Annotated in this window: 1 protein-coding gene; it reads right to left on the bottom strand. The window is 59.2% G+C overall.

Annotated elements, in window-relative coordinates:
* On the bottom strand, window positions 1–115 hold a 115-nt coding region (locus MKK88_RS34220), incomplete at its 3' end, for a DUF6894 family protein (RefSeq protein WP_409566616.1).
* Between the last annotated feature and the right edge of the window lie 231 nt (window positions 116–346).

Raw genomic sequence — 346 nt, 5'->3', positions numbered from 1 at the left:
TGTCGGCCAACGTCCTGCGGACAACCTCTCGCACAGCAGCCTCGTCCGGCAACTCGTGGCCGACGTCATCTATGGCGACAATGCTGTCGAAGGTGTCGATGAAGAAACGGGGCATCAGGCCCTCCGCGTCGCAGGCGGGAGCGCTCGCCTCACCCAGCCGCCAGCGCCTACGGTCGATCAGCCAACGATGCCCTCCTGTGCCGTATCCGACCGGGAGGCGCCACAACACACATTTGGTTTGCAAGCTACATGACTGCGCAGGCTGAATAAATTGGAGCAGCACGACACGACTACGCGGCTTTAGTCAAAAGCGACCCACATATGTAGTAAAACGGAACTTGATGTG

This window comes from Methylobacterium sp. E-005 (assembly GCF_022829725.1).
Lineage (GTDB): Bacteria > Pseudomonadota > Alphaproteobacteria > Rhizobiales > Beijerinckiaceae > Methylobacterium.
This window is presented reverse-complemented; position numbering and strand designations above follow the sequence as displayed.